26 protein-coding genes are annotated in these 25422 nt (G+C 67.1%); 17 read left to right on the forward strand and 9 right to left on the reverse strand.

The window, feature by feature from the left end; translation table 11 throughout:
- Positions 1 to 2: 2 nt before the first annotated feature.
- From ACCD11_RS01245 to ACCD11_RS01270, 6 genes are read left to right on the forward strand one after another with little or no spacing between them, the layout of a single operon-like run.
- Positions 3 to 461 carry a TadE/TadG family type IV pilus assembly protein gene (locus tag ACCD11_RS01245; protein ID WP_413311856.1) on the forward strand — a complete coding sequence of 153 codons (459 nt, stop codon included), beginning with the start codon at positions 3 to 5 and terminating at the stop codon, positions 459 to 461.
- Positions 458 to 886 carry a TadE family protein gene (locus ACCD11_RS01250; protein ID WP_413311857.1) on the forward strand — a complete coding sequence of 143 codons (429 nt, stop codon included), beginning with the start codon at positions 458 to 460 and terminating at the stop codon, positions 884 to 886. Before ACCD11_RS01245 ends, ACCD11_RS01250 begins: the two co-directional genes overlap by 4 nt.
- Before the next feature lie 19 nt (positions 887 to 905).
- Positions 906 to 2057: an AAA family ATPase gene (locus tag ACCD11_RS01255; protein WP_413311858.1), complete on the forward strand. Its 1152-nt coding sequence runs from the start codon at positions 906 to 908 to the stop codon at positions 2055 to 2057.
- Between the two features lie 36 nt (positions 2058 to 2093).
- The gene (locus tag ACCD11_RS01260; protein ID WP_413311860.1) at positions 2094 to 3464 is read left to right on the forward strand and encodes a CpaF family protein; all 1371 of its coding nucleotides are present in this window, start codon (positions 2094 to 2096) and stop codon (positions 3462 to 3464) included.
- A gap of 9 nt (positions 3465 to 3473) precedes the next feature.
- Positions 3474 to 4466 (forward strand): type II secretion system F family protein, encoded by a 993-nt coding sequence (locus ACCD11_RS01265; protein ID WP_413311862.1) that lies wholly within the window; start codon positions 3474 to 3476, stop codon positions 4464 to 4466.
- A 12-nt stretch (positions 4467 to 4478) separates the two neighbouring features.
- Positions 4479 to 5390 (forward strand): type II secretion system F family protein, encoded by a 912-nt coding sequence (locus tag ACCD11_RS01270; protein ID WP_413311864.1) that lies wholly within the window; start codon positions 4479 to 4481, stop codon positions 5388 to 5390.
- A gap of 29 nt (positions 5391 to 5419) precedes the next feature.
- Here ACCD11_RS01270 and ACCD11_RS01275 read toward each other — a convergent pair whose 3' ends face one another.
- From ACCD11_RS01275 to araD, 8 genes are all read right to left on the reverse strand, one after another.
- Entirely contained in the window at positions 5420 to 6112 is a 693-nt protein-coding gene (locus tag ACCD11_RS01275; RefSeq protein ID WP_413311865.1) for a response regulator, read from the reverse strand.
- A 25-nt stretch (positions 6113 to 6137) separates the two neighbouring features.
- Positions 6138 to 7820 carry a sensor histidine kinase gene (locus ACCD11_RS01280; RefSeq protein ID WP_413311867.1) on the reverse strand — a complete coding sequence of 561 codons (1683 nt, stop codon included), beginning with the start codon at positions 7818 to 7820 and terminating at the stop codon, positions 6138 to 6140.
- Between the two features lie 238 nt (positions 7821 to 8058).
- Entirely contained in the window at positions 8059 to 8535 is a 477-nt protein-coding gene (locus ACCD11_RS01285; protein ID WP_007832069.1) for a hypothetical protein, read from the reverse strand.
- Positions 8536 to 8843: 308 nt separating this feature from the next.
- Positions 8844 to 10217, reverse strand: coding sequence for a DUF5666 domain-containing protein (locus ACCD11_RS01290; protein WP_413311869.1), 1374 nt, complete (start codon positions 10215 to 10217; stop codon positions 8844 to 8846).
- Positions 10214 to 11047, reverse strand: a complete 834-nt coding sequence (locus ACCD11_RS01295; RefSeq protein WP_007832065.1) for a DUF6502 family protein — start codon at positions 11045 to 11047, stop codon at positions 10214 to 10216. Before ACCD11_RS01295 ends, ACCD11_RS01290 begins: the two co-directional genes overlap by 4 nt.
- A gap of 172 nt (positions 11048 to 11219) precedes the next feature.
- Positions 11220 to 12200, reverse strand: coding sequence for a Bug family tripartite tricarboxylate transporter substrate binding protein (locus ACCD11_RS01300; protein ID WP_413311871.1), 981 nt, complete (start codon positions 12198 to 12200; stop codon positions 11220 to 11222).
- A 39-nt stretch (positions 12201 to 12239) separates the two neighbouring features.
- Positions 12240 to 12950 carry a ribonuclease activity regulator RraA gene (locus tag ACCD11_RS01305; RefSeq protein ID WP_413311873.1) on the reverse strand — a complete coding sequence of 237 codons (711 nt, stop codon included), beginning with the start codon at positions 12948 to 12950 and terminating at the stop codon, positions 12240 to 12242.
- A gap of 45 nt (positions 12951 to 12995) precedes the next feature.
- Positions 12996 to 14723, reverse strand: coding sequence for an L-arabinonate dehydratase (araD, locus tag ACCD11_RS01310; RefSeq protein WP_413311875.1), 1728 nt, complete (start codon positions 14721 to 14723; stop codon positions 12996 to 12998).
- 94 nt (positions 14724 to 14817) lie between these two features.
- Between araD and ACCD11_RS01315 the strand changes: the two genes are divergently transcribed.
- The gene (locus tag ACCD11_RS01315; RefSeq protein WP_413311877.1) at positions 14818 to 15510 is read left to right on the forward strand and encodes a GntR family transcriptional regulator; all 693 of its coding nucleotides are present in this window, start codon (positions 14818 to 14820) and stop codon (positions 15508 to 15510) included.
- Positions 15511 to 15754: 244 nt separating this feature from the next.
- Here the strand turns inward: ACCD11_RS01315 and ACCD11_RS01320 are convergent, their stop codons facing one another.
- A complete protein-coding gene (locus tag ACCD11_RS01320) occupies positions 15755 to 16198 on the reverse strand; it encodes a universal stress protein (protein WP_007832046.1) in 444 nt (147 codons plus the stop codon).
- A 101-nt stretch (positions 16199 to 16299) separates the two neighbouring features.
- On the opposite strand from ACCD11_RS01320, the gene ACCD11_RS01325 reads away from it, so the two are divergent.
- The 10 genes from ACCD11_RS01325 to hemN all read left to right on the forward strand — a co-directional run bounded on the left by ACCD11_RS01325 (position 16300) and on the right by hemN (position 25420).
- Positions 16300 to 18627, forward strand: coding sequence for a heavy metal translocating P-type ATPase (locus tag ACCD11_RS01325; protein ID WP_413311879.1), 2328 nt, complete (start codon positions 16300 to 16302; stop codon positions 18625 to 18627).
- A complete protein-coding gene (ccoS, locus tag ACCD11_RS01330) occupies positions 18627 to 18764 on the forward strand; it encodes a cbb3-type cytochrome oxidase assembly protein CcoS (RefSeq protein WP_007832042.1) in 138 nt (45 codons plus the stop codon). Before ACCD11_RS01325 ends, ccoS begins: the two co-directional genes overlap by 1 nt.
- Before the next feature lie 65 nt (positions 18765 to 18829).
- Entirely contained in the window at positions 18830 to 20269 is a 1440-nt protein-coding gene (gene ccoN, locus ACCD11_RS01335) for a cytochrome-c oxidase, cbb3-type subunit I (RefSeq protein WP_007832041.1), read from the forward strand.
- A 9-nt stretch (positions 20270 to 20278) separates the two neighbouring features.
- Complete coding sequence (gene ccoO, locus ACCD11_RS01340) at positions 20279 to 20917, forward strand: cytochrome-c oxidase, cbb3-type subunit II (protein WP_413311881.1); 639 nt, start codon at positions 20279 to 20281, stop codon at positions 20915 to 20917.
- 14 nt (positions 20918 to 20931) lie between these two features.
- The gene (locus tag ACCD11_RS01345) at positions 20932 to 21072 is read left to right on the forward strand and encodes a cbb3-type cytochrome oxidase subunit 3 (protein ID WP_007832039.1); all 141 of its coding nucleotides are present in this window, start codon (positions 20932 to 20934) and stop codon (positions 21070 to 21072) included.
- A gap of 13 nt (positions 21073 to 21085) precedes the next feature.
- Entirely contained in the window at positions 21086 to 22000 is a 915-nt protein-coding gene (gene ccoP, locus ACCD11_RS01350) for a cytochrome-c oxidase, cbb3-type subunit III (RefSeq protein WP_413311882.1), read from the forward strand.
- Positions 22001 to 22022: 22 nt separating this feature from the next.
- A complete protein-coding gene (ccoG, locus tag ACCD11_RS01355) occupies positions 22023 to 23462 on the forward strand; it encodes a cytochrome c oxidase accessory protein CcoG (RefSeq protein ID WP_413311883.1) in 1440 nt (479 codons plus the stop codon).
- Between the two features lie 11 nt (positions 23463 to 23473).
- Positions 23474 to 23758 carry a FixH family protein gene (locus ACCD11_RS01360; RefSeq protein ID WP_413311885.1) on the forward strand — a complete coding sequence of 95 codons (285 nt, stop codon included), beginning with the start codon at positions 23474 to 23476 and terminating at the stop codon, positions 23756 to 23758.
- A complete protein-coding gene (locus tag ACCD11_RS01365) occupies positions 23755 to 24006 on the forward strand; it encodes a hypothetical protein (protein WP_413311886.1) in 252 nt (83 codons plus the stop codon). The genes ACCD11_RS01360 and ACCD11_RS01365 overlap by 4 nt, the downstream gene beginning before the upstream one ends.
- Before the next feature lie 40 nt (positions 24007 to 24046).
- Entirely contained in the window at positions 24047 to 25420 is a 1374-nt protein-coding gene (gene hemN / locus ACCD11_RS01370) for an oxygen-independent coproporphyrinogen III oxidase (protein WP_413312002.1), read from the forward strand.
- Positions 25421 to 25422: the final 2 nt, after the last annotated feature.

Here is a 25422-nt window from a genome sequence, read left to right on the forward strand (position 1 = left end):
TCATGAAAAAGTCCCATCGCACCCAATACGGCGTCGCTCTGATCGAGCTGGCACTCGTCATGCCGCTGCTGCTGCTGCTGACCTTCATCACCACCGAGTTCGGCCGCGCGATGTACGAGTACAACGCGGTCGTCAAGTCGACCCGCGACGCGGTGCGCTACCTGTCGGTGCAGACGCCCGGCACGCACGTTACCGAGGCGCGCAACCTGATCGTATACGGCAACACTGGCGGCACCGGTTCGCCGCTGGCGCGCGGGCTGAGCCTGTCGAACGTGCCGATCGGCAGTTGCTGCACCTGGCAGTCGGCCGGGGCGAACCCGATCATCACCACGGTCACGGTGCGCGTCAGCAGCTACTCCTTCCAATCGCTGTTTCCTTCGGTGATGGGCGTTGCCTTCGCGGACGCGAACGGCAACATCGTCTTCAACGACATAACCGCCACCATGAGGGCTCCGTCATGAGACACCACGTCAACGGCGCGACCACCGTCGAGTTCGCGTTGGGCCTTCTCATCTTCCTCATGCTCGTTCTGGGCGTTGTCGACTTTTCTCGCATGCTGTTCACCTGGAACGCGGCCCAGGAGGCAACGCGCGCGGGCGCCAGATATGCGGTGGTGTGCGACGACACGGGCCAGCAGGCACTCGTGCTTGCCCGCATGCAGGCACTGCTGCCACAGATCAGCACCGTGTCGGTGGCGTGGGCGCCGTCGGGCTGCACGGCATCGACCTGCGAGGGCGTCACCGTGAGCATCACCGGCCTGAACTATCAATGGATATCTCCCATCGTGGGCGCCGTCGCGCCACTGATCCCGATGCCGGGCTTCTCCACCTACCTGCCGCGCGAGGTCATGCGCAAGGACCCGAACAGCGCAGCCATCTGTTCCTAGCAACCTACTGGACACGACCATGAAGATCGCCATCATCTCCCCCAATCCGAACCACCTCCAGGACATGCGCAAGGTCCTCGAGGCGCGCTCCCATCAGGTGTCGCTGTTCGAGGGCGGCAAGAGCCGCATGCAGGGGGTCGTCGAGAAGGCGGCTCCGGAGCTTCTGCTGGTCGACGGCATGTGCTGCGACCTTCAGGAACTGGCGCTGGTGGAGAAGCTCACGCTGCAGTACCCGGCGATTGCGGTGGTGCTGCTGTGTGCCATGCAGACCCCGGAGTTCCTGATCCACGCGATGCGCGCGGGGGTGCGTGAGGTGCTCCCGTCTCCCTCCGACACCGCCGCACTCGAAGCCGCCGTCGAACGCATTGCGCTCAAGATGGCCAGCACGCAGGCGCGCAGCCCCGGCCAGGTGGTGGCATTCATGCCCTGCAAGGGCGGCAGCGGATCGACCTTTCTCGCGACCAACATTGCGTACCAACTCTCGCGGGAGCGCTCGGTACTGCTGATCGACCTGAACCTGCAGTTCGGCGACGCGCTGTCGTACGTGAGCGACATACGCCCGAGTTCAACGATGGCAGACGTCGCACGCGACATCGGTCGCCTCGACGCCTCCCTGCTCGCGGCCAGCGTGGTGCGCGTGGCCCCGGGCTTCAGCATCCTGCCGGCGCCCGACGATCTTTCGCGAGCGATGGACGTCAAGGCCGAGCACGTCGATGCGATCCTGCAGGTCGCACTGACGATGTACGACTTCGTGCTGTTCGACCTCGGACCGCGCATCGACACGCTCGCAATCCGCGTGCTGGACCGGGCGGACCGCATCTTTCCGGTACTGCAGCCGAGCCTGCCGCACGTGCGCAACGTGACGCGCTTGATGAAGGTGTTCAAGTCGCTGGGCTATGCGCCCGGCAAGGTCGAGCTGCTCGTGAACCGCAGCGCCGGGGGCGGGGAGATCGGGCTGTCGGACATCCGCCGGTCGCTGGTCGGAGCGACGCTCACGATCGTTCCGGACGGTGGCAAGGACGTGGATGCGTCCATCAATCAGGGCGTGCCACTGGTGGAGATGTCGCGCGGCAGCGCACTCGCCAAGCGGCTCGCCGAAATCGCTCACACGCTCAGCCCACGGCAGGAAGCGGCGCCCGGTTTCATCGGGCGACTCTTCCGCCGCGCCTGAGTTCCGATTCATTCTTCAACAGCAAGGCAGGTTCCCATGTCATTCAGAGAACAGCTCAATGCGGTCGAGACCGACCCCGACCACGGGCATGCGGCCCACGCCGCCGACCTGACCGCCTCGCCCTTTGCGTCGGACGCCTACAAGCTGCTGAAGGAGCGCATGCACCTGAAGCTGCTCGATCGCTTCGACCTCGCGGCGCTCGAAACCCTGAAGCCCGACGTACTGCGCCAGGAAATCTCGACCATGGTCGGGCGGCTGCTGCAGGAAGAACCCGAGGCGCTCAACGACATCGAGCGCCGCACGCTGATCCGCGACATCCAACACGAGATGCTCGGTTTCGGGCCGATCGAGCTGCTGATGGCGGACCCGTCGGTCTCGGACATCCTGATCAACTCGCACGAGCAGATCTATGTCGAGCGGCGGGGCCGGCTGGAGCTGACCAACGTGAGCTTCACCGACGAGAAGCACCTGCTGCGCATCATCGACAAGATCGTCTCGCTGGTGGGGCGGCGCATCGACGAGTCCAGCCCCATGGTCGATGCGCGGCTGCCCGACGGTTCGCGCGTCAACGCGGTCATTGCGCCGGTGGCGCTCGACGGGCCGATGATGTCGATCCGGCGCTTCGCGAAGATTCCGCTGCGCATGGAGAACCTCGTGAACGAGCTCAAGACGCTGACGCCGCCAATGGCGCAGATGCTCGAGGGGCTGGCCCAGGCGAAGGTGAACATGCTCATCTCCGGCGGCACGGGCGCAGGCAAGACCACGTTGCTGAACATCCTCTCGGGGTTCATTCCGCCGACCGAGCGCATCATCACCATCGAGGACGCCGCGGAGCTCCAGCTGCAGCAGCCGCACGTGGCGCGCATGGAGACGCGGCCGATGAACATCGAGGGCAAGGGAGAGATCACACAGCGTGCGCTGGTGCGCAATGCGCTGCGTATGCGGCCCGACCGTATCGTGATCGGCGAAGTGCGCGGCGCTGAAGCGGTCGACATGCTGCAGGCGATGAACACCGGCCACGAAGGCTCGCTCACCACCATCCACGCCAACACGCCGCGCGATGCGCTGGCGCGGCTGGAGAACATGATCGGCATGGCGAACCTGAACCTGCCGCACCGCACCGTGCGCCAGCAGATCGCCTCGGCCATCACGGTGGTCGTCCAGGTCCTGCGGCTGGTCGACGGGCGGCGCAAGGTCACCAGCATCCAGGAGATCACCGGCATGGAAGGGGAGGTGGTCACCATGCAGGAGATCTTTACCTTCCACCAGACCGGCATGGGTCCCGACGGCCTGGTGCGCGGCCATTTCCAGGCGACGGGCGTCAGGCCGAAGTTCGCGGAGCGGCTGCATGCCTACGGCGTGGATCTGCCCGACACCATGTTCGAGCCGGGCAAGCACTACGAATAGGAGGCGATCATGTTCAACAACCTGGGCGGCAATGCGCTCATCACTGCGGCCGTGCTGGTCTTCGTGACCGTGCTGCTGATGATCGAGGGCCTGTACCTGCTGTGGCGCTCCTACAAGGGGCCCGAGGCGCGCAAGATCGAGAAGCGGCTGCAGGCGTTTTCTGCAGCGAGCGACCGCACGCCGCAGGCCCACCTGGCCAAGGAGCGCATGCTCAGCGAAGTGCCATGGCTGCAGCGCATGCTGCTGACGCTGCCGCGGGCGCACCGGCTGGACCGCTTCATCCTGCAGGCGGGGCTGGACTGGACGGTTTCCAGTTTCCTGCTGGCGTGCGGAGCACTGGGCGTGTTCGCGTTCTTCGCAACAGTGTGGATGGCACGCCAACCGGTGCTGCTGGCGATCGCTGTCGGGATCGGTGCGGCGATGCTTCCGGTGATGTACCTGCAGCGCCAGCGCAGTCGCAGGCTGGCTCGCATGGAGAAGCAGCTTCCAGAAGCGCTGGACCTGGTGACGCGCGCCTTACGCGCCGGGCACTCGTTCGCGAGCGGCCTGCAGATGATCGGCGAGGAAATGGCCGACCCGATCGCCAGCGAGTTCCGCATGGTCGCCGACGAGGTCAACTTCGGCGTTTCGCTGCAGCAGGCGCTGACCAATCTCAGCGAGCGTGTGCCGCTCACCGACCTGCGCTACTTCGTGGTGGCGGTGCTCATCCAGCGCGACTCCGGCGGCAACCTGACAGAGGTGCTGGGTAATCTGAGCCGGCTCATCCGCGAACGGCTCAAGCTGCTCGCGCGAGTGCGTGTGCTGTCGTCAGAAGGGCGCCTGTCGGCCTGGATCCTGGGCCTGATGCCCTTCGCGCTGGGGGCTCTCATGAACGTGTTCAACCCCGAATTCATGTCCCCGTTGTGGACGGACCCGATCGGGCAGACGGTCGTCAAGTACATGCTGGCACTGATGCTCGTGGGCATCGTGATCCTGCGCAAGATCGTGAAGATTCGCGTTTGAAGGAGAAGAGCCATGACCATGCTGTTTCCCATCCTCGTCTTCCTCGCCGTGTCGCTGGCCATCGTCGGCTTGGCGGCCTGGTTGTCTCCAACGCGCACAGAGCAGCGCCTGCAGGCGGTGGCGCCGTCGGCCGGCAAGTCGGCATGGACCGAAACCGCCGTCCGGCTGGTCGGCCCCTTCGCGCAGTTGTCGTCGCCCACCAGTGACGCCGACCTGTCGCCGCTGCGCGTGCGGTTCCTGAACGCCGGTATCCGCTACCCGGACGCCTATCTCGTCTACTTCGGCATGAAGACGCTGCTGCCTCTGGGTTTTGCCGCGCTTACGTTTGTGGGAATGCGGGCGACGGGTGCGGCGGAGGGCACGGTGATGATGTTGTGGCTCGCGGTGGCGGCGCTGACCGGCTGCTACCTGCCCAATCTGGTGCTGCGCCTGCTCATCCGCGCGCGCCGCCGCGAGATATTCGAGAACTTTCCCGACGCCGCCGATCTGATGCTCGTGTGCGTCGAGGCCGGGCTCGGCCTGGACGCCGGCCTGGCCAAGGTCACGGAGGAAATTCAGGTCAAGAGCGCGGCCCTCGCACAGGAACTGCACTGGACCAACCTGGAAATGCGTGCCGGCAGCACGCGCGAGAAGTCGCTGCGCAACCTGGCGCTGCGCACGGGCGTGGAGGAGATCGGCACCTTCGCGACCATGCTGACGCAGTCGGACCGCTTCGGCACCAGCATCGGAGAATCGCTGCGCGTGTTCTCCGAGGACCTGCGCCACAAGCGGCAGGTTCGCGCGGAAGAACAGGCGGCCAAGGTGCCGACCAAGATGCTGCTGCCGCTGGTGCTGTGCATCTTTCCCTGCATTTCGATGGTCATCCTCACGCCGGCGGTCATCCGCATCATCCGGATGATCGGGCCGATGTTGAGCGGGTCTTGAGTGCCGGGGCAACCCGGCGCGGCGGCGGCTCAGTGCGCGACAGCCGCCGCGTCGAGCTGATGCTTCACCGCGTGGATGTACAGCTCGAGGCGGTTCGTCACGCCGAGCTTCTGGTAGATCGAGGTGAGATGGTTGCGCAGCGTGTGCTCGGTGACGAAGAGCTTTGCGGCCAGCGCCTTGTTCGAGGCACCGCTGCCCGCAACCACGACGCGGATGATCTCGCGCTCCTTCTGCGTCAGGCTGGCCAGCTTGGCGGCTTCGGGGTCGGCCTTCGGCGGCTTCTTCGCCGAGGTCAGCTGGGAGAAGACGCGGCCCATGGTCTGCGGATCGACGCAAAGCTCGCCGTTGTAGACGCGTTCGATGGTCTCGAGGACTTGCTGTGCCGAAGCGTCCTTGCGCATGACGCCGCGGGCGCCGTGCAGCACGGCAAGGTCGAGCATGCGCTGTTCGCGCTCTGCGGTGAGCACGAAGACGCGCGACACCTCGTTCGACAGTAGGCTGGGCAGGATGTCGATGGCGCAATGGCCGTCCAGGTCCAGGTCGAGCACGACGACGTCGGGCGCGAGGCTTGCCGCCGTCGCCACGGCGTCTTCGCAGCTGCTGGCGGTGCCGACCACCTTCATGCGCGGTTGCTCCCCGTCGATCAGCCTGGACAGGCCCCACAGCATCGTCTGGTGGTCGTCAACGAGCAGAACGCCGATGGAATGGGCAGCGGGTTGCATGACAGGCTCCTGGTCTTGTCTTTTTTCAGATGGGAATTTCCACCACCACCGCGGTGCCGCCGCTGATGCACTGGCGGACCTGCGCCCGCCCGCCGAGGGCGGCGGCGCGTTCGGTGATGGAACGGGGGCGGAATTTCGTGAAACCCTCTTCGCAGGCTTCGTTCTCGATGCGCAGGTGCAGCCGCCCGTTCTTGCAGCCGAGGCGGATGCTGCCGTGGTGCGCGTGAGTGTGCTTGCAAATGTTGTTCAGCCCTTCGCCGACCATTTGCAGGACTTCCGCAGTCATACGGTCGTCCAGCAGGACCTGGCCATCCACGGCGACGGCGATCTCTATGCCGTAGAGCCCCTTGATGCGCTCGGCCTGGCGATGCAGGTGGGGCAGCACGAGCCCGCAGGGGCTGTTCGCGCCGTGCTTGACCGCGCCGGCATAGCGGCGCAGGTCCGCGATCACGCCGTCGGCCACGCTTGCGAGCTTGTCGAGATCCTCGCGCAGCGGGTTGTCGGTGGTGGCCTTCTTGAGCAGTGCGCACAGGCCCATCCGCAGGCCGATGTAGGGCTGCACGGCCGTGTCGTGCAGGTCCAGCGCGATCTTCAGGCGCTCCGCGGAGGCGGCTTCGGAGGCCATCCGGTCGAGCACTTCGATGGTCTCGATGACCGGGAAGATCTGCTCCATGAGGTGTGCCAGGAACAGGGCGTCGGACTTGTTGAACAGCCCGTCGCCGGATGACACGAAGACCCGGCCCTCGCCCAGCCGCATCGGCAGCGGAGCGCTGATGAAGCTGCGGGCCTCCAGCATGGCGGCCACGGCGGCGCAGCGCTGCGCGCCTTCCTCGTCCTCGACGCGCCAGCCGCTCGCGCCGGCTTCGAGGGCATGGCTTTGTGGCCACAGGCGGCTCAGGGGCCAGGGCATGCGGCTGCTGACCACGGTGAGCTCCGGTGCCAGCGCCATGAGCGGCGACTCGGCGATGCGCCCGATCGTCTCGACGCTGACGTGTTCGCAGGCGTCGTCCTTGCGCAGCGTGCGCAGGATCCAGTCGCCGGTGGAGGTGTCGCGCGTCAGGAGGATGCAGTGGCTCGCCCGGAAGAAGGCCAGCGTCTTTTCCATCGTGCGGGCGATGGTGCGGCCTGCGCCGAACCGCGGGTTGGACAGCTGGCTGACATCGCCCAGGAGTGCCAGGCGCCGCTGCAGGGCCAGCTTGGAGCCGCCCCAGTGCACGATCATGTGCCCCAGGGCCAGCAGGAACGTCGCGCGCATCAGCAGCTGCGGCGTGTCGTCGCCAGTGCTGGTGGCGAGGCCGCAGGCTGCAAAAGAGGCGACCGATGCAATAGTTACACGGGCGCCTTCCTCGAAGCCCCAGCGGAACGAGGAGGTCAGGATCGCGAAAAAGTAGAACAGGAAGAAAAGGCTCTGGACGCCGTCGGTCACGAACACGATCAGCGTGAACCACAGCACGTCGGACCAGTGGATGGCCTTGCCCTGGAAATACGGGCGGCCGATGCGGGTGCACCCGTACACCAGCAGGCTATGCAGGATGTAACCGGAAAAGGCCAACCAGACCGCCCCCGAAACCTGCTGCCGGTGGTCACCCGCGTCGACGGCGACGGCGAGCAGCGCCGCAAAAGACAGCACGAGGCGCATGCGGGCCACCATGAGCGCATCCGCAGCAATGCTCGCGTCGACGTCGGGGGCAGTGGTGCGTGTGAGCATGGAAAGAGGGCGAGCGATGTGTGTGAAGGTTTCACATTACTACTTTCGTAGTCGAAGACAATGCAAATTGAAACCTTTCGTCACATCGTGACGTTTGTTACGTATGGTTTCAATTGTGGGTCTGAAGGGTTTTTCAGACCGCTGCCGGGGGAGCGGCTCCGCCGATCAGCAAAAAAGCGCGCTGATTGCAGGTACCTTTCCCGTGCGAAACAGCGAAGCCGCTGTCGAGCGCGCGGATTCAGGTCCGCCGCGCGACCAGCGCAGTCTGCCCCAGGGGAGTCACCCGCAGGATGACCGCCTGCCTGAACTTCTGCTGGGTTTGCCTGGCGCGGCAGGGCGGGGGAAGCGTGGCTTCCACCATGCCAGCAGCATTCAGTACGGCCACCGAGTTGATTTCTGCCGGATCGTCGGTGCGCAGGGGGAAGACCGAGTTTCCGATCTTGCGCAGGTAGTCGAGCGGCATGAGGGGCCACTTCGGACCGTCGGCCGCTGCAGCGCGGCTGGAGCGAAGGCCAGCGATCTCCGCGTGCCCTTCGTCCGTGATGGTGAACACCACGGCACTCTCGTACTTTTGGTAGCCAAGGTCATCCAGATGGAATTCGGCTTCGACAAGTCCGGTCGCAAGCAGAACCGCGGCGTGCCTGATGTCCGGCTCGGCTGTAAGCGTCACCGGAAATCTCTCGTGAAGAAGCCGAAGGAGGAGGGTGAGCGGCATACATGCTCCTGTCCGCACTGGATGTGCGCATCGAGACATGGGGAGGGGATGCGAGCGGGTTTCCCCGTCGAAGCACCTGGACTGCGCCGCCTCCCGCAAACCCCTTCAGGACGCGTGACGAAACCACGGACGGAAAGCCGTGGCTGCATGTATGCCGTTCGTCACGACGGAGATAGGGCATTGGCGCCTTAAATGTGATTTTTTCACTTTAGGCGTTTTGTTGTACAGCAACCGACCGGCCTTGTCGATAGGCGGGAAGGCTGGGGCGTGAATCGAGAGGGCGTCCATCGTCGCGGGCGCTCGATGGGTCAAGGCGTGAACGTCACCCGTTGCGCGATGAGCACATCGTTGACCACCCGGTCTCCCACCACGGTCACGCGCCGGCCGGTGGCCAGGTTCGTGGCGGTGCCGTACTCGAACACGACGCCGCTACCGCTAGCATCCACCAGTTGGCCGTTGACCTTGAAGTCGGCCGAAGAGTGATATACGCCGATGGCGCCGATCAGCGTGAACGAGGCCGGGCCGCCGGTGCCCGGAATGTTGCGGATGCGCAGTTTCTTCACCACAAGCACGCCGCCGGACATGAAGCCGTCGACTTCGACCTTCACGCCATTGCCGAGCGAGCCCACGGGTCCGCCCGTGATCAGCGCGTTGGTCGCATCGACCGGCGTGCCCAGAACCTTGAACGAGCCGCGCGAAGCGAAGTCGGTGATGACGCCCGCCAGCTGGACAGCGATGCCGTTGCTCACCGGAACGGCATACCAGCCCTCCACCTTCGTGGCCACGAACAGGTTCGCGAACGGCGCGGCGGTGCCCCGGACGCGCACGATGGTCCCGTTGGCGAGCGACGATGCGTCCAGGCCCGTGAACGCAGCCGCGCCGAAATCGATCGTCAGCTGCCCGAGCATGAAGGTCTTGCGCGCGCTATCGATGTTCTCCACGGTGCCTGTGACCAGAGGGGCGCTCAGGGTTGGAGCGACCTGAATCCGGGTGGCGCGCAGGGTGCCCGGCGCACCGGGCAGGCCCCACACCTGCACGATGCTGCCCGAGACGACGTCGGCCAGCCCGCTCGCGCCGGCCCAGACGGTGGCCGAGTCGATGCTCACGATGGTGCCCATCACGACGAAGCTGCCGGCGGGGATGTCGATGGCCGAGACCGCACCGCGCAGTTCCGCGGCCGACACGACCTGGGTGGCGACGCCGCTGGTGAAGTCCGCGTCGACCTTGCCGGCAACGCGTGCACTGATGCCGATCTGCAGTTCGGTGGCGTCCTCGATGGTGATGGCGGCGCTGTCGGTGTTGTAGCGCAGCCCGTTGAGGATGATGCTGCCCAGGCCGTCCGCCGCGCCGATGCCGGCGGCGTCGGCAGTCACGCCGGTGCCGCCCGAACCCACGCCGGAGCCGTCGGTGCTGCCGTTGCTGGCGGTGCTCGTGTCGCCGCCGGTGCCGCTGCCCGTTCCGGATGCGTCGCCGGTGGCACCTGTGCCGGTTCCGGTGCTCGTTCCGGCCGCGGCGTCTGCGCCTGCGCCCGCGGTCGCCGTGCCGGCCGCACTGCTGCTAACGCCCGCCACCGAGCCGCCGCTGGCACCGTCTCCACCCCCGCCGCAGGACAGCAGCAGGGCCACGAGGGCGACGTACAAAAGACCGAGCATGAGCCGGTGGGGTTTCTTGATGTTGTTCATCGCGGGGGCTCGCTTTCAGGGGGACGGGGCGGCGCAGGCGCGCTCTCGTCTTCGTAATAGGTGTAGATGCCGACGCGGATGCGCGCCTTGGCACCGGCGGGGGCGCTGTCGACCGCCCGCGTCATTTCCTGCGCCAGTTCGTGGTGCAGGGTCGCCCAGCGCTCCCGCGCGAGGCGCTGGATCTGCTCGCATTCCTGCAGCGTCAGCCCGCGCGCGTACACCGCGCGCTCGAGCATCCTGGGCTCCTCGCCCAGTGTGTTGGAGACAGCCGCCAGCAGATGGTCGCGGCCGTTGTCACCGAGGAAGGCGAGCATGGACTGGAGGTTCTGCACGGGCACGAAGCCGTCGGTCGTGAGTTCGACCACGCCTTCGTCCTCGGTCACCATGTTCAGGCGCACCAGTTCGTCGAGGATGGTGCGGTGGTGCACGTTGCCGCGGCTGCTCATGCGCGCCACGGTCTCGAAGGAGGGGGCGGCATTGCCGGTGGTGATGGGCAGGCGCCGGAAGGAGTCGTCCTGGGTCAGCATCTGCAGCCACAACGTGAAAGTCTTGGCCGCTGCCGACAGCTCGGTGTGGGGCAGGGGATCGACGGTGGCCCGTACCTTGGCGGTCACTGCCTTGCGGTTCAGGCCGGTGGTCACCGAAAGCTGGCTCAGGTTGGGCTTGGGCACGCCCTGGCTGCGCCAGGTTCGCTGTGCTTCCTCGATCAGCAGGTCGCGCAGCAGTTCCTCGAGGTGCGGATGCTTGACCCCCATGGCGAGGGCCAGCCGGACCACCGGACGAAGAATGCGAGCGCAGGCGGCAAGGGCCCAGTCCAGCCGGTGTTCCATGGAGGCGAGCGATTATTCCTGAAGGTGCGGTTCGAAAAGGGGCAGCGGCGCTGGCCGCCGACCACGGGTATTACGCTATTGTCCTGTGCAACTGCACCCATGTGAAAGCTTTGGACCACTTTTTGCCGATCTGGATCGTTTTGCTGAATGGCGGGCCGAAGGCAGAAGGTGGTCAGTCGGCCACGGCGCCCGATTTCTTCACCAGTGCGGCCCAGCGCGGAATCTCCCTGGCCATGTGATCACGCAGTTCTTCCGGCGTACTTCCCACGATCTCCATCGCCAACTGGTCCGAGAGCCGGGCCTGCACGTCGGGCTGCTTGAGCGCCTTGACGATTTCGGCATTCAGGCGCTGGACGATCGGCTTGGGCGTGCCCTTGGGTGCGTACACGGCCTGCCACGACGACATCTCGAAGCCGGGAATGCCCGATTCGATCATGGTCGGCAGCTCGGGCGTCAGGGCGATGCGCTTGCCCGTGGTCACGGCCAGCAGCTTGAGCTTGCCGCTCTTCACCAGCGGCAGTGCGGCCGTCACCTGGTCGAACATGAAGGGCACCAGCCCAGCGGCCACGTCGGTCATGGCCGGCGGCGTGCCCTTGTACGGCACGTGGGTGAGCTTCACGCCGATGAGGTCGCCGAACATCTCGCCGGCCAGGTGGGTGGAGGTGCCGGCGCCGGAAGAGGCAAAGGTGCGCTTGCTCTCGTCTTTCTTCAGCAGTGCCACCAGTTCGGCCACCGAGTTCACGCCGAGCTGGCTGTTGACGATCAGCACGTTGGGCAGGCGCGCGACCAGCGAGACGGGCTCGAAGTCCTTCATTGGGTCGTAGGGCAGGTTCTTGTACAGGCTCGCGTTGATGGCGTGCGTGCTGATGGTGCCGCCAAGCAGCGTGTAGCCATCGGGCTTGGCCTTGGCGACATAGGCCGCGCCGATGCCGCCGGCCTGGCCGGGCTTGTTGTCGACCACCACCGACTGCTTGAGGCTGTCGCCCAGCTTCTGGGCCAGCGTGCGCGCCACGATATCGGTGGATCCGCCGGCGGTGAAGGGCACGACGTAGACGATCGGCTTGGCGGCCGGCCAATCGGAGGCCTGGGCCCAGGTGGCCACGGGGACGAGCGCAGCCAGGAACAGCGCCGCGGCGCCACGGATGAATTTCATGGATTTGTCTCCTCGGGAATTGGGGAAAGAGAAAGGGCTTCAGCGGCCGCGGGCGCTGCGCCAGGACACGAAGTCGGTGCGGCTTTGTTCCTCGGTGGGCGGATACAGGCCGAGGATGGAGCGGCCTTCGAGCACCTTTTCCTGCACGAAGTCCTCGAAGGCGGTCATCTCGGTCGCTTCGGCGGCGATCTCGTCGGCCATGTGGGCCGGAATGACGATCACGCCCTCCGCGTCGCCCACGATCACGTCGCCGGGGAACACCGGCGCGTCGCCGCAGCCGATGGGCACGTTGATGTCGATGGCCTGGTGCAGCGTGAGGTTGGTCGGCGCGCTCGGGCGGCGGTGGTAGGCCGGGAAACCCAGCTTGGCAATGTCGGGGCTGTCGCGGAAGCCCCCGTCCGTGACCACGCCGGCCACGCCACGCTTCATCAGCCGCGTGACCAGAATGCCGCCGGCCGATGCGGCACGCGCATCTTTTCGGCTGTCGATCACCAGCACGGCGCCTTCGGGGCATTGCTCCACCGCCTTGCGCTGCGGATGGTCGCGGTCGAGAAAAACGCTGATCTGGTTCAGGTCTTCGCGCGCCGGCATGTAGCGCAGCGTGAAGGCTTCGCCCACCATGTTCGGCAAGTCGGCGTCGAGCGGTCGCACCTCCTGGATGAACTGGTTGCGCAGGCCGCGCTTGAACAGGGCGGTGCACAGGGTGGCGGTGCTCACCTTCATGAGCAGGTCGCGGGTGGCGGGATTCACGTGTTGTCTCCGTTCTCGAAATTAAAAAAGGGGAGGGCAGTCGGATCAGAAGATGTCGGGCTCGGGCACCGGCTTGCCGAAGCCGGTTTCGAGGAAGTCGAAGTCGCAGCCTTCGTTGGCCTGCTTGATGTGGCGGCCGAACATCCAGCCGTAGCCGCGCTCGTAGCGCGGCGGCGGCGGCGTCCATGCGGCCCTGCGGCGAGCCAGTTCCGCGTCGTCGACGTCGAGGTGGAGGCGCCGTGCGGGCACATCCACGGTGATGCGGTCGCCGGTCTTCACCAGTGCCAGCGGGCCGCCGATGGCCGCCTCGGGCGAGCAGTGCAGCAGGCAGCCGCCGTAGCTGGTGCCGCTCATGCGTGCGTCGGACAGGCGCAGCATGTCTGTCACGCCCTGCCTGAGCAGCTTGGTGGGAATCGGCAGCATGCCCCACTCGGGCATGCCGGCGCCACGCGGGCCGGCGTTGCGCAGCACCAGGATGTCGTCGGCCGTCACGTCGAGTTCGGGGTCGTCGACCGCCTTCTTGAGCGATGGATAGTCGTCGAACACCAGTGCGCGGCCGGTGTGCCGCAGCAGGTGCGGCGCGCAGGCGCTGGGCTTGATCACGACGCCGTCGGGCGCGAGGTTGCCGCGCAGCACGGCCAGCGCGCCTTCGGCGTAGATGGGGTTGGCGAGCGGCCGGATGACGTCGTCGTTGTAGACCTCGGCGCCCGCGATGTTCTCGCCGAGGGTGCGGCCGTTGACCGTCAGCGCTTCGGTCTTCAGGTGGCCGCGGATGCGCTCCAGCATCGCCGGCAGGCCGCCGGCGTAGAAGAAGTCTTCCATCAGGTAGGCGTCGCCGCTGGGGCGGATGTTGGCGATGACGGGCACGCGGCGGCTGAAGTCGTCGAAGGCGTCCAGGCTCACTGCATGGCCGGCGCGGCGTGACATCGCGATCAGGTGGACGATGGCGTTGGTGCTGCAGCCCATGGCCATCGCGCAGGCGATGCCGTTCTCGAAGCTGGCGCGCGTGAGCATCTTCGCGGGCGTCCAGTCTTCCCACACCATGTCGACGATGCGGCGGCCGCAGTCGGCGCTCATGCGGATGTGGTTGGCGTCGGCCGCGGGAATGCTGGAGGCGCCCGGCAGGGTCAGTCCGACGGCCTCGGCGATGCCCATCATGGTGGCCGCGGTGCCCATGGTCATGCAGGTGCCGTGGCTGCGCGCGATGCCTGCTTCCATCTCCGCCCAGGCCTGGTCGCTCAGCCGGCCGGCGCGGCGCTCGTCCCAGTACTTGAAGGCGTCGGAGCCCGAGCCCAGCACCTTGCCCTTCCAGTTGCCGCGCAGCATGGGGCCGGCGGGCAGGTAGATGAAGGGAATGCCCATGCTGATCGCGCCCATCGTGAGGCCGGGCGTGGTCTTGTCGCAGCCGCCCATCAGCACCGCGCCGTCCACCGGGTGGCTGCGCAGCAGCTCTTCCGTTTCCATGGCCAGGAAGTTGCGATAGAGCATGGTGGTGGGCTTGACCATGCTTTCCGACAGCGAGATAGCCGGCAGCTCGAGCGGGAAGCCACCGGCCTGCAGGATGCCGCGCTTGACGTCCTCCACCCGCTGCTTGAAGTGCGAGTGGCACTGGTTGGCATCGCTCCAGGTGTTGAGGATGGCAATGAGCGGCTTGCCCATCCAGTCGGCGTGGCTGTAGCCCATCTGCAGCACGCGCGAGCGGTGGCCGAAGGAACGGAAGTCGTCGGGTGCGAACCAGCGTGCGCTGCGCAGGGATTCGTAGTGGCGTTTCATGGGGGTTGTCTCTGTGGGCGCAAGGCGCGGCGGGGCAATGTCGGCGGGATTAAAACACTAATATATTAGTACGTCAATGCCACAATCCGGCCCGATGAGTGCACTTCCCAAATTTCGACTCGACCGCACCCGCCTCGCCGCGCCGCAGGTGACGGAGAAGCTGCGCGACGCCATCCTCTCGCTGGACCTGGTGCCGGGTACCGTGCTGGCGCGGCAGGAACTGGCCGACCGCTTCGGCGTGAGCCAGACCCCGGTGCGCGAAGCGCTGCTGCGGCTCAACGAGGAAGGGCTGGTGGACGTGTTCCCGCAGCACGCCACGCTGGTCAGCCGCATCGACATCGCGGCGGCCCGGGAGGCGCATTTCCTGCGCCGCTCGATCGAGCTGGAGCTGGTGCACCAGCTCGCGCTGGAGCCGCCGGCGGGGCTGGTCGAGCAGATGAAGGCCGTCATCGCGCAGCAGGCGGCGTTGTCGACGGCACGGCGCTACGGCGATTTCGTCGGCGCCGACCGCGCCTTCCATCACCTGATGTACGAGGCTGGCGGCGTCGCCAGCCTGTGGGAACTGGTAGGGCGTGTCTCGGGCCACGTCGACAGGCTGCGCCGCCTGCACCTGCCCACCGCCGGCAAGACCGAGGCGATCCTGCGCGACCACCGCGCCATCGTGCGCGGCATCGAGGCAAGGGACCCGGCGGCGGCGCAAGCGGCATTGCGCCGGCACCTGTCGGGCACGCTCAGCGCGGTGGACGAGATCTGCCGGCAATATCCGGACTACGTGGCCACGTCCTGATCCGCGCTCAAGGCCGCCAAGGTGGTGGACCGGCTGCCGGGCACGATCCTCGTGGACGCGGACGAAGCCGAAGTCGCTTCCGTGGTCCGGAAGAACAAGAACTGGACCTTCTCGCCGCAGCGCAGCGCGAGCATCGCCCCTGCGCATCAGCGGATTCGGCGGGCCACCTAGCGGCAGCATCGATCGAGAAAAAGCCCGGCATGCCGGGCTTTTTTCGGCTCCTCGCCGATCGGCACGGGGCCTGCTACCGCAACACCAGCACCGGCAGCAGCGAGCGCGTCAGGACCTGCTGGGTTTCACTTCCCAGCAAGAGGCGCTTGATGCCCTTGCGCCCGTGCGACGCCATCACGATGAGATCGCTCCTGTTCTTCTTCGCGGCCGCAATGATCGATTCGGCGACGAGGTCGGAGCTGGCCTGGGCCGTCCTGATGCGCACGCCCTGTGCCAGCGCCCGGTCGCGAACGGCGTCGAGCGTCGCCTGCGCCTTGTCCGCCCACTGCTTCTCGATGCGGCCAATGTCTTCGGCCGAGAACGACATCGACCCCTCGAAGAAACTCTTCGGATAGCGGGGAACGACGGTCAGCGCGACCAGGTCCGCGTCGTTCTGGGCCGCCAGCGCGATCGCGCTCTTGACGGCCTTCCTGGAAAGAGCGGACCCGTCGGTGGCGACGAGGATGCGTTTGAACATGGGAATCTCCGGGAGGCGTGCTGCCGAGGTTAGGCACACCCGGGCCGGCGGGCTTGACGCAGATCAAACGGCTTGCGAGGCACCGCCCTTAGCCTCGCCCGATGAATGCCGCGCTCGCCCCCCAGTACGCCCCGATCCCATCGCTTCCTTCCCCTGTCGACGAGGCATGGCAGGTGCTGGACGACCCCGGCGAATGGCCCGGCTTCGGCCGCCCACTGGACGCGGCCGACGGCTGCTGGGAATCACAGGTGGTGGTCGAGGGCATGCACTGCGCGGCCTGCGCCTTCACCGTCGAGGCCGCGCTGCGCCAGGTGCCCGGCGTGAGCGACGTGCAGGTCAACGCGGCGAGCCGGCGCGCGCGCATCGTGTGGTCGCCGGCCGTGACCCGGCCGTCGCGCTGGTTCGAGGCCTGCGCGAAGGCAGGCTACGCGCTGCTGCCGGGCGGCGACCGGTCCGCGAGTGCCCTGCGCGAGCGCGAATCGCGGCTGGCCCTGTGGCGCTGGCTGGTCTCGGGCCTGTGCATGATGCAGGTGATGATGTACGCCTACCCGGCCTACATCGCGCGCCCCGGCGACATGAGCGCCGATGCGGCGCAACTCCTGCGCTGGGCCTCCTGGGTGCTGACGCTGCCGGTGGTTCTCTTCTCCTGCGGACCCTTCTTCCGAAGCGCATGGCGCGACCTGCGCATCGGCCGCATCGGCATGGACCTGCCCGTGGCCTTCGGCGTGCTGATCACCTTCGCCGTCAGCAGCGCGGCAACCTTCGATCGCGCGGGGCCGCTGGGGCACGAGGTCTATTTCGATTCGCTGACGATGTTCGTCTTCTTCCTGCTCACCGGCCGCTGGCTCGAGGCGCGGCTGCGCAACCGAACGGCGGGCGCGCTCGAAGCGCTGATGCACCGGCTGCCCGACAGCGTGGAGCGCCTGGAGGCCAATGGCGGATGGGTGCGCGTGACGGTGCGGCGCCTTGCCGTGGGAGACGTGGTGCGCGTACGACCGGGTGAGGCCTTTCCGGCCGACGGCGTGGTGACCGAGGGCGACACCTGCGCCGACGAGGCCCTGCTCACAGGCGAGTCTCGTCCCGTGCCTCGTCCGTGCGGCAGCCGCGTGCTGGCGGGCAGCCACAACCTCGGGGTCCTGGTGCAGGTGCGCATCGAGTCGGTGGGCGAGGGCACGCGCTTCGCGCAGATCGTGCGGCTGATGGACGGAGCCGCCCTGGGCAAGCCGCGGCTCGCGCAACTGGCCGACCGCGTGGCGCGGCCCTTCCTCTGGGCTGTGCTGGCCGCTGCGGCGGCCGCCGCGCTGGTGTGGTGGCACATCGACCCGGGACGGGCGCTGATGGTGGCCGTGGCCGTGCTGATCGTTACCTGCCCCTGCGCGCTGTCGCTGGCCACGCCGGCCGCCATGCTGGCGAGCGCGGGCGCGCTGGCGCGCGGCGGCGTGCTGGCCTCGAACCTGCAGGCGCTCGAAGCACTGGCTTCCGTCGACACGGTGGTGTTCGACAAGACCGGCACGCTCACCGGCGGCACGCCGCGGCTGGAGCGCGTGTACTGCCGGCGCGGGCTGATGCCCGGCGATGCGCTGGAGATCGGCGCGGCGCTCGGGGCGCAGTCGCTGCATCCGGCCGCGCGCGCGCTCGCCAGCGCATGGCAAGCCCAATTCCGCGCGCTGCCCGACTGGAAGGTGCTGCACCTGGCGGAGACGGCAGGGCAGGGCATCGAAGCCCACGTTGTCCGCAGCAGCGGAAGCGACCGCACTGCGCATCCGCTGCGCCTCGGCGCCGCGGCCTTCTGCGACGTGCCCGCATTGCAGGTCGATGCGCCGCAGATCCACATGAGCGACGACCAGGGCTGGCTCGCGAGCTTCGTCCTGGCGGAGGAACTGCGCCCCGATGCAGCCGAAGCCGTGGCTGCGCTCAAGGAACAGGGCATCGCGGTGCGCCTGCTGTCGGGCGACCGCGACGCGGCGGTGCGCGCCGTTGCGGCGCATGCCGGCATTGCCGCGGCGCAGGGCGACTGCACGCCCGAAGACAAGCTCGAAGTGCTTTGGCAGTTGCAAGCCGCGGGCCGCGAGGTGGCCATGGTCGGCGACGGGCTCAACGATGGCCCGAGCCTGGCGCGCGCCAACGCCTCGTTCGCCTTTGGCGATGCGGTTCCGCTGTCGCGCTCGCGTGCCGACTTCGTGGTGCCTGGCGGCGCGCTGTCGGCTGTGCCAAGGGCCATCGCGCAGGCTCGCCGCACGCTGCGCGTAGTGCGGCAGAACCTGTTCTGGGCCGCGGCCTACAACGCGCTGTGCGTACCGCTGGCGGTGGCGGGCTGGCTGCCCGCGTGGCTCGCCGGCCTGGGTATGGCCGCGAGCTCGCTGGTGGTCGTGCTGAACGCGGCGCGGCTGGCCGCACCGGGTGCCGACGTGAAGAGGGCGGTGGGCTGATGGACATTCTCTTCCTCCTCGTGCCGCTGTCCGTGGTGCTCGTGCTCGCCATCCTCGGCGGGCTGTGGTGGGCCGTCGAGCGCGGCCAGTTCGAGGACATCGAGGTCGAAGGCGACCGCATCCTGCGAAACGATTGATCTGCATCAACCCGACCGGGCGGGCCCGCAGGGACACTGCCCGCAAATCATTCGAGGGCATCACGATGCAAACAACGAACCCACCCGCGGCCAGCTACGACGACACCGTCGTGCGGCAGTTCGCGCTCATGTCGGTGGTCTGGGGAGTGGTCGGCATGCTGGTCGGCGTGGTCATCGCGTCGCAGCTGGCCTGGCCCGAGCTCAACCTCGGCATTCCCTGGCTGAGCTACGGCCGGCTTCGCCCGCTGCACACCAATGCGGTGATCTTCGCGTTCGGCGGCTGCGCCCTGATGGCCACCAGCTTTCACGTGGTGCAGCGCACCTGCCAGGTCCGGCTGTTCGCGCCGGCGCTCGCGTCCTTCGTGTTCTGGGGCTGGCAACTGGTCATCGTGGCGGCCGCCATCAGCCTGCCCATGGGCTACACCAGCGGCAAGGAATACGCCGAACTCGAATGGCCCATCGACCTGCTGATCGCCGTGGTCTGGGTGGCCTACGCCATCGTGTTCTTCGGCACCATCGGCATGCGCAAGGTGCGCCACATCTACGTGGCCAACTGGTTCTTCGGAGCCTTCATCATCGCGGTGGCGCTGCTGCACATCGTCAACAGCGCCGAGGTGCCCGCCGGCTGGATGAAGAGCTACTCGGCCTACGCGGGCGTGCAGGACGCGATGGTGCAGTGGTGGTACGGCCACAACGCGGTGGGCTTCTTCCTCACGGCCGGCTTCCTGGGAATGATGTACTACTACATCCCCAAGCAGGCGGGCCGGCCGGTGTACTCGTACCGGCTCTCGATCGTGCACTTCTGGGCGCTGATCTTCACCTACATGTGGGCCGGTCCGCACCACCTGCACTACACCGCGCTGCCCGACTGGACGCAGTCGCTGGGCATGGTGTTCTCGCTGATCCTGCTGGCGCCGAGCTGGGGCGGCATGATCAACGGCCTGATGACGCTCTCGGGCGCCTGGCACAAGCTGCGCACCGACCCGATCCTGCGTTTCCTGATCGTCTCGCTGTCGTTCTACGGCATGTCGACCTTCGAGGGGCCGATGATGTCCATCAAGACCGTCAACGCCCTGAGCCACTACACCGACTGGACCATCGGCCACGTGCACTCCGGGGCGCTGGGCTGGGTGGGCTTCATCACCATGGGCTCGCTGTACTACCTGATCCCGCGCATGTACGGCCGCACCACCATGTACAGCGTGAAGGCCATCGAGGCGCACTTCTGGATCGCCACCGTCGGCATCGTGCTGTACATCGCCGCCATGTGGATCGCCGGCGTGATGCAGGGCCTGATGTGGCGCGCCATCAATCCCGACGGCACGCTCACCTACACCTTCGTGGAGAGCGTGAAGGCGACCTTCCCGTTCTACGTGGTGCGGGCGCTGGGCGGGCTGCTGTACCTCTCGGGGATGCTGGTGATGGCCTGGAACGTCTGGATGACTGTCATCTCGGGCCGCTCGGTGCGCGCCGAGATCCCGCCCGCCGCCATGGCCCACGCCTGAGGACGCACGATGAATCCGAACACTCCGAACACACCGAAGACCACGGGCTTCACGCACGAGAAGGTCGAAACCAACAACCTGCTGATGATTGTGCTGATCCTCTTCGTCGTGGCCGTGGGCGGCCTGGTGGAGATCGTGCCGCTCTTCTTCCAGAAGTCGACCACCGAGGCGGTGCAGGGCGTGAAGCCGCTCACGCCGCTGCAGCTGGCCGGGCGCGACGTCTACCTGCGCGAGGGCTGCTACAACTGCCACTCGCAGATGATCCGGCCCTTCCGCTCGGAGACGCTGCGCTACGGCCACTATTCGGTGGCCGGCGAATTCGTCTACGACCATCCGTTCCAGTGGGGCAGCAAGCGCACCGGCCCCGACCTGCAGCGCGTGGGCGGAAAGTACAGCGACGAGTGGCACCGCATCCACCTGAACAATCCGCGCGACCTGGTGCCCGAGTCGAACATGCCGGCCTATTCATGGCTGGAGAAGAGTGCAATCGACGCCGATGCACCGCCCAGCCACATGCGCGCGCTGCGCAGCGTGGGCGTGCCCTACACCGACGAGGAGATCGCCAAGGCCTCAGACGAGGTGAAGGGCAAGACCGAGATGGAGGCCACCGTGGCCTACCTGCAATCGCTGGGCCTGGCGCTCAAGTAGCGAGGACTGAACACATGATCGACATCACCACCCTGCGCGTCGGCGCCACCGTCGCCTGCTTCATCGTCTTCATCGGCATCGTCGCGTGGGCCTGCGCACGGCGCAACGCGAAGGGCTTCGAGGAAGCCGCACGCCTGCCTTTCGAGCAGGACTGAACGGAGAACCGAGATGAGCGACTTCATCAGTCATTTCTGGTCCGACTACGTCGCGGTGCTCTCGCTGCTGAGCATCGCCGGCTGCGTGCTGCTGCTGTGGCTCACGGCACGCAAGCGCGTAGCGGCCGACGCGGACAACACCACGGGCCATGTGTGGGACGAGGATCTGCGCGAGGCCAACAACCCGCTGCCGCTGTGGTGGGTGGGCCTCTTCGTGCTGACCATCGCGTTCGGCCTGGCGTACCTGGCGATCTTTCCGGGACTCGGCAGCTTCAAGGGGCAGTCCGACTGGACCTCGCGCGCCGAGTACGACGCCGAGGTCGCCCGGGCCACGCGCGAACTGGCGCCGGTGTACGACAGGTATGCGACCCTGCCGGCGGAAGAGGTTGCGCGAGACCCGCAGGCCAGGGCCATCGGCGAGCGGCTGTTCATGAACAACTGCGCGCAGTGCCATGGCTCCGACGCGCGCGGCAGCAAGGGCTTTCCGAACCTCACGGACAAGGACTGGCTGCACGGCGGTGCGCCCGACAAGATTGTCGAGACCATCACCAAGGGCCGGGTCGGCACGATGCCGCCCATGGCGGCGGCGGTGGGCACGCCGGACGACGTGAAGAACGTCGCCAACTACGTGCTGAGCCTGTCGGGCGAGCCGCACGACTCGCTGCGGGCTGGGCTGGGCAAGCCGAAATTCACCGCTTGTGCGGCCTGCCACGGCATCGGCGGCGTGGGCAACGAGGCCCTGGGCGCGCCCCGCCTGAACGACAAGATCTGGCTGCATGGCTACGGCGAGGCGGCCATCGTGCAGATGATCAACGAGGGAAAGCACAACGTGATGCCCGCGCAGGAAGGGCGCCTGACCGAGGCGCAGATCAAGCTGCTCGCCTCGTACGTGTGGGCTTTCTCGAACCCACCGGCGGCCACGCCCTGACTGGCACCGCAGCCGCTGCCCCATGTCTCGCAAGATCATTCCCATCGTCGCCGTGGCCAGCGAAGCCGGCGAGTCCGGAGGGCCCGGCGAAGGCGTCGGTCTCTACGAGGCCTCGAAGAAAATCTACCCCCGCAGCGTGCACGGCATGTTCGCGCGCTGGCGCTGGGCCGTGGTCTTCCTCACGCAGCTTGTCTTCTACGGCCTGCCATGGGTGCAGTGGGGCGAGCGCCAGATGGTGCTCTTCGACCTGGCCGCGCGGCGCTTCTACGTCTTCGGGCTGGTGCTGTACCCGCAGGACCTGATCTACCTCTCGGGCCTGCTGGTCATCAGCGCGCTCTCGCTCTTCCTGTTCACCGCCGTGGCGGGGCGGCTGTGGTGCGGCTATGCCTGTCCGCAAACCGTCTACACCGAGATATTCATGTGGGTGGAACACCGGATAGAGGGAAACCGCACCGCACGCATGCGGCTGGACGCCGAGCCGATGTCGCTCGAGAAGCTCGTGAAGAAATGGTTCAAGCACATCGTGTGGATCGGCATCGCGATGTGGACCGGCTTCACCTTCGTGGGCTACTTCACGCCCATTCGCGAACTTGGCATGGCCTTCCTGCAGACGCAGATGGGTTCGTGGGAGGTGTTCTGGGTGTTTTTCTACGGCTTCGCGACCTATGGCAACGCCGGCTTCATGCGCGAGCAGGTGTGCAAGTACATGTGCCCCTATGCGCGCTTCCAGAGCGCCATGTTCGACCGCGACACGCTCATCGTCACCTATGACCCGCAGCGCGGGGGGCCGCGCGCGCCTCGCCGCAAGGGGCCCGACCCGCGCACGCTGGCGCTGGGCGACTGCATCGACTGCGGCCTGTGCGTGCAGGTCTGCCCGACCGGCATCGACATCCGCCAGGGGCTGCAGTACGAGTGCATCGGCTGCGGCCTGTGCGTGGATGCCTGCGATACGGTGATGCAAAAGATGGCGTATCCGCCGCGCCTCATCCGCTACGACACGCAGAACGGCATGGAGGGCCGCTGGACGCGCCCGCAGCTGCTGCGCCGCGTGCTGCGGGCGCGCGTGCTGGCCTACACGGCCATCCTCGCGGTGCTGGTGTCCGGCCTTCTGGCCAGCCTGGTCGCACGCACGCCGTTCAAGGTCGACGTGGTGCGCGACCGCGCTTCGCTGGCGCGCATCATCGAGGGAGGTCGGCTGGAAAACGTCTATCGGCTGCAGATCATGAATGCCACCGAGCAACAGCGCCGCTATGCGATTTCCGCGCGCGGTCTCGATGGAGTGGCCGTGGCGTCCGAGCCGGCGGTGACGGTGGACGCCGCCCAGTCGCGCTGGGTGGCGGTGCGCCTGCAGTTGCCCTACGGCGTGACGCCCTCGGGCTCGCACACCGTGTACTTCGACGTACGAGAAGAAGGTGGCGGCGCGCAGGTCTCCGAAAAAGCGGTCTTCCTGGTGCCGCGCTGAAAGGTATCGACATGATTGCAACAACGAACGAACCGGTCGCCGCCGCGTGGTGGCGGTACCCGCTGGTGTGGATGGTGATCGGCGGACCGGCGCTGGTGGTGGTCGCGAGCGTCGCGACCTTCTGGGTCGCGTGGCACCGGCCCGACGCCCTTGTGTCCGAGGACTACTACCGCGAGGGCATCGAGATCAACCGGACACTGGCCGGCAAGGACTCGATGCCCGCGCTCGCCGCGCGCAACCATGCGGCGACGCCGGCAAGCGACCTGCCGTCGCCAGCGAGAAAGAGGGCGCCATGAACGCACAGCGCCGGGTCATGGCCGTGCTGTGGCCGTCCTTCCTCGTTGCCTGCGGCATGGAGGTCCTGGTCTTCGCGATGGTCGATCCGCTCAGCGTGTATTGCGGTGCCGATGTGCTGCACATGTCGCGCCAGGGCATCTATACGGCCTCGTTCTTCGTGTTCTGGCTGATGGCGGCGGCATCGAGTGCATGCACCGCATTGCTGGCTCCGCCCACCGGTGGCGCCCCCCTCCGGCATGACCTGTGACTTGGCGTTCAAGATGATTTTCACCACCGTCGACCCCATCATGCCCTCGTTGCCGGCCGAGCTGCTGGGTCAGTTCGACGTGCCCGGACCGCGCTATACCTCCTATCCCACGGCCGACCGCTTCGTCGAGGCCTTCGGCGCCGAAGACCACGCGCGCGCCGTGCGCCGGCGGCGCGCGGATGGCGCGCAGGCTGCACCGCTGTCGATGTACGTGCACATCCCGTTTTGCGAATCGCTGTGCTACTACTGCGCCTGCAACAAGGTCATCACGCGGCATCACGAGAAGGCGCGGCATTACCTGGACTACCTCGCGTGCGAGGCAGCGCTGCAGGCCGCGCAGCTCGGGCCGGGCACGGTCGTGAGCCAGCTGCACCTCGGCGGTGGCTCGCCCACCTTCCTCGACGACGCAGAGCTGACCGGGCTCATGGCCATGCTGCGCGGCGTCTTCGACTTCGCGCCCGACGGCGAGCAGTCCATCGAAATCGATCCGCGCACGGTCGACACCGGCCGCCTGGCGCACCTGGCGTCGCTCGGATTCAACCGCCTGAGCTTCGGTGTGCAGGATTTCGACCCCGACGTGCAGCGTGCGGTGCACCGCGTCCAGCCTGCCGAGCGAGTGTTCGCGCTGATGGCCGGCGCGCGGGCGTTGGGTTTCGAGTCGGTCAACGTGGACCTGATCTACGGGCTGCCGCGTCAGAACGACGCGTCGTTCGAGCGCACGCTGGCGCAGCTGTGCATGTTGCGGCCGGACCGCATCGCGCTATATGCCTACGCGCACCTGCCGGAGCGCTTCAAGCCGCAACGACGCATCCTGGCCGAAGACCTGCCCGACGCTCCCATCCGGGTGCGGATGCTGGCGCGCGCCATTGAGGTGCTGAGGGATGCGGGCTATGTGTACATCGGCATGGACCACTTCGCGTTGCCCGGCGACCCGCTGGCCGTGGCCAAGCGCAACGGCCGGCTGCACCGAGATTTCCAGGGCTACAGCACCCAGCCGGATGGCGATCTGGTCGCACTGGGCGTATCCGCCATCGGCCGCATGGGCGCCACCTACAGCCAGAACGCCAAGACGCTGGAGAACTACTACGACCTGCTTGATCAACACCGCCTGCCGGTGGTGCGGGGGCTGGCATTGTCGCGCGACGACTTGCTTCGGCGCGACGTGATCATGGCGCTGATGTGCCGCGGCCATGTCGACTTCGACGCCATGGGCGAGGCACACACGGTCGATTTCCGCCATTGCTTCGCGGCCGAATTCGCCGCGCTCGGGCCGCTGGTCGCACAGGGGCTGGTGCGCCTGACCGACCACGACATCAAGGTGACGCCGCGGGGCTGGTTCCTCGTGCGCGCCGTCGCCATGGTGTTCGACAAGTACTGCGGCGCCCATCGCGAGCGCTTTTCGCGCGTGGTCTGACC

It is taken from the genome of Variovorax sp. Varisp36 (genome assembly GCF_047304235.1).
GTDB lineage: Bacteria > Pseudomonadota > Gammaproteobacteria > Burkholderiales > Burkholderiaceae_C > Variovorax.